The following is a 5544-nucleotide window of genomic DNA, read 5'->3' as shown; positions in this document are numbered from 1 at the left end:
TAAAAACACTATGTAGTGACTTTACATTAATTCGGGATTAAAGTCATGTCATTTTTGGATTTCTTATAAAAATATTTTTATATTAATGAGGTGGAATCGAAAAATCAGTAACAATAGGCCTATATACTAGTATATTATATATATAATATACTAGTATAATAAACAAAAATCTAAGGTTTTCTGACATGACTTTAGCTTTTTAGCTAGAATGTACACACACACACACACACACACACACTTATACATCCTCTAAAAAGCTAAAGTCACCCCCGGAATTAAGGCTCTTGTTATTGATTTTCGACTTTAATTGCGAATTAACCACATCCGACCGTTAGTGGTTTTCTTTTTCTAAAGTCATGTGGCAAAGTTAAGGATATGAAATTTGGTGAATATACGGAATATACGGAGTTTATTTTTGGGTTTTAAAATTCATTCAAATTGTAATAAAAGAATATACGGAATATACGGAGTTTATTTTCCATGAATTTTTATAGTTGATAAGGTTTAAAACTTTAAAAGTTTTAAAACCCACCAAAACCTTTATAACATATCCCCACTAATATGTTATTAGGTGATAGCATGAATAAAAGCTCGATTTTCGGGCTAAATCAGAGGATCACATGACAAATCAAATAACATTAGAAAAACGGTGCATTATCTGCGGTGACGTTCTCACCGGGCGGCAACGCAAATATTGTACTTATTGTGCCAAAGAACGTCACATAGAACAGATGCGAGAATATTATCGCAAAAACGTTCATCGATGGCAAGCCGGAATGGGGAATGATCCCGGCGGTATATACTATCGCAACAGAAATCCCCAACAGGCGCTTGGGACAGGATCTCTTGGATCACACCGATTCGATTCTGAAACCGATGAACTCGAAGCGATCGAAAAAGAAATGAAGAGGATCGGCATCATTTAAAATTTTTAAACATATATTGAGAAAGAAAATTTCAATGATCCATGATCCTACAATCAAAAAGGAGAAAGAACATGACAAATACGACAAATACGACAAACTATAAATATTGCCGAAATTGCGGCAGTGAAATCGATGCGAGGGCGGTAATCTGCCCTAAATGCGGAGTAGCAACTGGCGTTACGATGCAAACAAAGAACGAAGGTCTGGCGGCGGTCTTATCTTTCCTTGTGCCCGGTGCGGGGCAAATCTACAACGGGCAGATCATAAAAGGACTTGTACTCTTCGCGGCACAGTTGATCAGCATAGTCCTTATGGCGATCGGGATAGGATTCATTACCGCTCTCATCGTTTGGGTTTACGCCATCTACAACGCATATCATCGGGCAAAAGAGATCAACACCGGGACATGCAAAGATTCCAGTCCGGAATATATCCCGTCGTTCCGAAGCCCGGAAGAGATCGAAGAATGGTACGATTGATTGGAGGGATAAAATATAACAAGAAAAGAAATGGAAGCCGAAAAAAAGAAAATCTGGGAGGAAATGGCATTTCCGTGGGATCGCCAAATTGGGGAGCCGATAGGTGCTTATCGGCTTTTCTGTGGCTATCGTGATTTAGGGAGGACGAGATCTATAGCGAAGATTGCAGAATTGCAGTCAAAGAGACCAGAAACCGTCCATGCAACTGCCGGTAAATATCAATGGCGCAAGAGGGCTGACGCATACGATGTGTATATGGATAAGATTATGCGGGTGCGACTCGAGGAGGAAATCGTTCATGCCAGAATCCGACAACAGGTGCTTGGGGCAAATATGCAAGAATTGGCTCAAGCTGGGGTCACCAAGATTATGGAATCCGGCGAAGTTAATGATCTGCGACCGCTCGATGTTGCGAGACTGGCAGATGTCGGCAGTAAGATTGAAAATCTTGCCGTTGGCAGACCTTCCGAAATTGTACAGGAAGATGGGCGATGTGAGATCAAACACAATGTTGAAATGGATCCTGAACTTGCCGCAGAGATTGGTAGAGTGATTGCGATGAAGAAAAGTGGTAGTGACTTGAAAATACAGCCCGATAAAACGTGAAATTTCGGGGAATTTCGAGGATAAAACGTGAAATTTCGGGGAATAAATAGGGGTAGATTTACAACCAATATATTTGTATCATTTTTCTATTAGGTCAAAAATACCCCTCGATTTAACACGTGAATTTGCCGGAATTCTGTTGAATTTTGCAGTACATTCAGAGAAAAATTATAAATTTGGCAAAAACCAATAGTAAGAGAGCGAAAATAGTATCGGAACTTGCTGGTCGATTGATAGGATTTTTATCTCCGAGCGATTTAAAAAAGGTTTAAGAGGACTTTTCGGGTTGGATGGTATAATTATACGAAGGAAAATAAGTGGAAAAACGGATTAGAGTACGTTTTTCCATAAAATAACGGATTAAACAACATAAATGAATCTCAATAACATTCCAATATCGGAACTTTTGATAGGCGAGGGTAATATATGATTTTGAAGGATCTGACGTTGGAAATAACCAAAAGATGTCCGATGAGATGTGTTTTATGTTCTTCCAATGGAGGAGATCCTTTACCGAATGAATTCAGCCTTAGTGAACTTGAAGATATCGTAAATCAAGCGAAATCTATGGGGTTAGCTGAAATCTCCTTATCCGGAGGAGAGCCTCTTACATATCCCCATATTTTAGATATCTGTGAATACATAACAAAGTTGAACATCGATACTTTCATATATACATCTGGAAATGTTTTTGGTGAATCTGAGCAGGTATCGCCTGTTTCAAAAAGTTATTTTCTAAAATTAAAAAACGCAGGTGTGAAAAAGATTGTGTTTAGCCTGTACGGCTCAAACCCACCAATTCATGATAACATCACTGGGAGGTCAAAGAGCTTTGAAAATCTTATGGAATCAATCAAAAATGCACAGAAAGCATATTTAACTATTGATATTCATTTCGTTCCTCTGCGTGAGAATTTTAGAGATTTGCCCGCCATTGTTTCACTAGTGAAGAAGATTGGACTGGAATCCATCCATATCCTAAGATTCGTGCCGCAAGGCCGCGGAGCACAATATAAGGATAGATTGGATCTTCGCCCGGAGGAAGTACTGGAGTTACGTGAAATTCTTAATGAACTGACAAATAAATCCGATATAACAATCGATGTTGGTGCCCACTATAATGATTTAGGGTTGGTTAGTGGTACTCACTGCACGGCTGGTATGGGAAAGGCAGCCATACGCCCCGATGGTTTTGTGTTTCCCTGCGTAGGTATGAAATGGATCGAGAGCTTTATGAATCGTAACAACGTTAAGGATAATAGACTGGAATATATCGTCAATAAATCATACGGATTTACAGTGTCGCGAGATATCTTGAGCAAAGGCGGACCATGCCGATACTGCACGGGCGATTGTGGCCATAACAATGGTTGTATTGCACAATGGTTCATCAGATCTGAAACTGATACAGTGAATCGATTGCAAAAGAGGGTTGATTAATATGATTATTAAGGATGAACAGTTAATCGACTGGTTTAAAAAAGAATATGAACATATTGAATTTATTAAACACAAACCTGAATATAAAAGAATAGATAGATATTCAAGACTTGAAGACTCTATTAACGAACTCAAGACCGATATAGAATTATGTGAGCAAAAAGAAATATTAATAAAGATTTGGAAGAATCTGGTGGCAACTGCAATAATTTTTTTAAAGTTCAAAGATGATCGAGAATGTCATCACGATGATGGAGATTATGGTATAGATGACTTGGGTGATTTTTTCCAATCATATTGTGACTTTGAAAAATTCCTGTACGGCGATGGGATTAAACAACATAAATGAATCTCAATAACATTCCAATATCGGAACTTTTGAAGTATTCTGCGCCATATTTCATCCGAGAAGTTTTTGGGTATCGGGTGGACGGCATGCACCTTAACATTTTGGATCACGTGCAGAACAATAGATTTACTCTTGATCTTGCGCCACGAGGGCATGGGAAGTCGAGGATGATCATAGGATATTTTACATGGGTGGCGGTGAACAATCCCGACGTTCGGATTCTCATCTGTTCGGACACGGATATGCACGCACAGAATTTTTTGAGGACGATTAAAAATACACTTGAGAATTCTGATTTGATAAGGGAATATTATGGCGACGTCGTTGGGAAGCGATGGACCGATCATGTGATCGAACTTTCCGGTAGAGATCAGATTCATACGGAGGGCACGATTACTGCGGTCGGGGCGATGTCAGGTGCGGCTACAGGTCTACACTTTGATGTGATTGGGTGTGATGATCTTGTGAATTTTGATAATAGCAGGTCCGAACTTCAGCGGGAGAGGATGAAAAATTGGTTTAAGACGACACTTCTGCCGACATTGATGACGGACGGATCTATTCATTTCGTTGGGACAAGGTATCATTTTTCGGATTTGTATCAGATGGTGATCGATGAATTGAAATATGATACTAATCTTCTTCCGGCAATCCAGGATGACGGAACGGCATTGTGCGAGTGGCTACAGCCGATTGAGGATGTTGCCAATGAGAAAGGCGAAATGATCAAAAAGGGATTGTTGTCTATTAAGGAAGATTTGGGATCTATTATATTTGGGCTACAATATCAGAATGATATTAGTCTTTTGAAGGAAGGTAATATATTTCGGTGGGAATGGATCAAATATTACGATGAGATTATATACAGCGAAGACGGAGTTCATGTTAGAAGAGATAATATCAAAGTTAAGATCAATAAAAAGTTTTTAGGGGTTGATCTGGCGATTTCGGAAAAAGATACGGCGGATTATACCGTTATTACCTGCGTTGGGCAAGGAGAAGATAAGAAATTGTATGTGTTGGATGTTGTTAAGGGACATTGGACTTTTCAGCGACAGAAAGATGAGATCATTAGGATGGTTGAAAAGTGGAATCCCGACAGGACAATAATTGAGTCGGTTGCGTATCAGGCGGCGATGGTTGACGAGTTGAAATCGATGGGCGGACTTAAGATTCAAGGTGTAACACCCACGAAAGATAAAGTATCAAGAGCAAATATGATTACAGGTTGGTTTGAAAATGGTAATATTTTCTTTAAGCGGGATATGGGTGATTTGATAGATGAATTGCTATTGTTCCCGGATGGTGAGCATGATGATCAAATTGATAGTTTGTATTATGGGATTTTTGGGTTTAAAACTGGAACATCCTCTTTAGTGGTAATGGGATTATAGATGGTGGATAGAGATCAACGATCTGAAAAGATCACAAGGCGACAATTAAGGGATCATGATACAATTACGATCCTGGTGGATGATCTCACTAAAAATAGAAAGGTGCAGATCAATACGAAAATTTTGAATAAATTGAAAAGAAAAATGAATAGGAGATAATATGGCAAAAATTGAACATCAAGCAGTTACGGCGTTTCCTGTGCAATGGAAGGTATTCGACTACGAATCGGTAGACGTCGAAGATTCGGCGGTCGGACTGACATCAGGAACATACGATGACGCAATCAGGGCAGAGATGACGCTCGAGACAGCGCAGATCAGGTATCGGGTGGACGGCACAGACCCAACGA

At 39.4% G+C, this 5544-nt stretch carries 7 protein-coding genes; all 7 read left to right on the top strand.

Going from position 1 to position 5544, the window contains the following annotated elements; genetic code table 11:
* Positions 1 to 731: 731 nt before the first annotated feature.
* The gene (locus tag J7K40_02830; GenBank protein MCD6161330.1) at positions 732 to 926 is read left to right on the top strand and encodes a hypothetical protein; all 195 of its coding nucleotides are present in this window, start codon (positions 732 to 734) and stop codon (positions 924 to 926) included.
* 71 nt (positions 927 to 997) lie between these two features.
* Positions 998 to 1405, top strand: coding sequence for a zinc-ribbon domain-containing protein (locus J7K40_02825; protein ID MCD6161329.1), 408 nt, complete (start codon positions 998 to 1000; stop codon positions 1403 to 1405).
* 30 nt (positions 1406 to 1435) lie between these two features.
* Positions 1436 to 2011, top strand: a complete 576-nt coding sequence (locus J7K40_02820; GenBank protein ID MCD6161328.1) for a hypothetical protein — start codon at positions 1436 to 1438, stop codon at positions 2009 to 2011.
* 426 nt (positions 2012 to 2437) lie between these two features.
* Positions 2438 to 3451, top strand: coding sequence for a radical SAM protein (locus tag J7K40_02815; protein MCD6161327.1), 1014 nt, complete (start codon positions 2438 to 2440; stop codon positions 3449 to 3451).
* Position 3452: 1 nt separating this feature from the next.
* On the top strand, positions 3453 to 3800 hold the full coding sequence (locus J7K40_02810) for a hypothetical protein (GenBank protein ID MCD6161326.1): 348 nt from the start codon (positions 3453 to 3455) through the stop codon (positions 3798 to 3800).
* Positions 3801 to 4042: 242 nt separating this feature from the next.
* Positions 4043 to 5194: a phage terminase large subunit gene (gene terL / locus J7K40_02805; protein MCD6161325.1), complete on the top strand. Its 1152-nt coding sequence runs from the start codon at positions 4043 to 4045 to the stop codon at positions 5192 to 5194.
* A 160-nt stretch (positions 5195 to 5354) separates the two neighbouring features.
* Positions 5355 to 5544, top strand: a 190-nt coding sequence (locus tag J7K40_02800) for a hypothetical protein (GenBank protein ID MCD6161324.1), incomplete at its 3' end; no start/stop codon positions are given.

This window comes from Candidatus Zixiibacteriota bacterium (assembly GCA_021159005.1).
GTDB lineage: Bacteria > Zixibacteria > MSB-5A5 > UBA10806 > 4484-95 > JAGGSN01.
This window is presented reverse-complemented; position numbering and strand designations above follow the sequence as displayed.